Source organism: Streptococcus hillyeri, assembly GCF_003686955.1.
In the GTDB taxonomy this organism is placed as follows: Bacteria; Bacillota; Bacilli; order Lactobacillales; family Streptococcaceae; genus Streptococcus; species Streptococcus hillyeri.
Window position 1 is genome coordinate 1 of sequence record NZ_RCVM01000055.1, and the last position, 528, is coordinate 528.

Annotated in this window: 5 tRNA genes; all 5 read left to right on the top strand. The window is 48.9% G+C overall.

Annotated features, from left to right (window positions below):
* Nucleotides 1-53: 53 nt before the first annotated feature.
* The 5 genes from EAF07_RS10420 (at nucleotide 54) to EAF07_RS10440 (ending at nucleotide 494) form a co-directional block, all read left to right on the top strand.
* Nucleotides 54-126, top strand: a tRNA-Val gene (locus EAF07_RS10420).
* A gap of 4 nt (nucleotides 127-130) precedes the next feature.
* A tRNA-Gly gene (locus EAF07_RS10425) sits at nucleotides 131-201 on the top strand.
* 34 nt (nucleotides 202-235) lie between these two features.
* Nucleotides 236-309, top strand: a tRNA-Ile gene (locus tag EAF07_RS10430).
* A gap of 14 nt (nucleotides 310-323) precedes the next feature.
* A tRNA-Glu gene (locus tag EAF07_RS10435) sits at nucleotides 324-395 on the top strand.
* Between the two features lie 9 nt (nucleotides 396-404).
* Nucleotides 405-494, top strand: a tRNA-Ser gene (locus EAF07_RS10440).
* Nucleotides 495-528 lie beyond the last annotated feature (34 nt).

Below are 528 nucleotides of genomic sequence, written 5' to 3' on the forward strand. Positions count from 1 at the left end.
CTGTGAGATAGGGTAGTTGCTTAGCGAATCATAAGGATTCAAAATAATCCTTTGGGAGTTTAGCTCAGCTGGGAGAGCATCTGCCTTACAAGCAGAGGGTCAGCGGTTCGATCCCGTTAACTCCCATTTAGCGGGTGTAGTTTAGTGGTAAAACTACAGCCTTCCAAGCTGTTGTCGCGAGTTCGATTCTCGTCACCCGCTTTATTTAGAAATAAATAAAACCAAGCATTAGCTTGGGCGCGTAGCTCAGGTGGTTAGAGCGCACGCCTGATAAGCGTGAGGTCGGTGGTTCGAGTCCACTCGTGCCCATTATTTTTAAATATGGTCCGTTGGTCAAGGGGTTAAGACACCGCCTTTTCACGGCGGTAACACGGGTTCGAATCCCGTACGGACTATAATTGTTTGGAGGATTACCCAAGTCCGGCTGAAGGGAACGGTCTTGAAAACCGTCAGGCGTGTAAAAGCGTGCGTGGGTTCGAATCCCACATCCTCCTTTTTATTGTTAACGCGGGATGGAGCAGCTAGGTA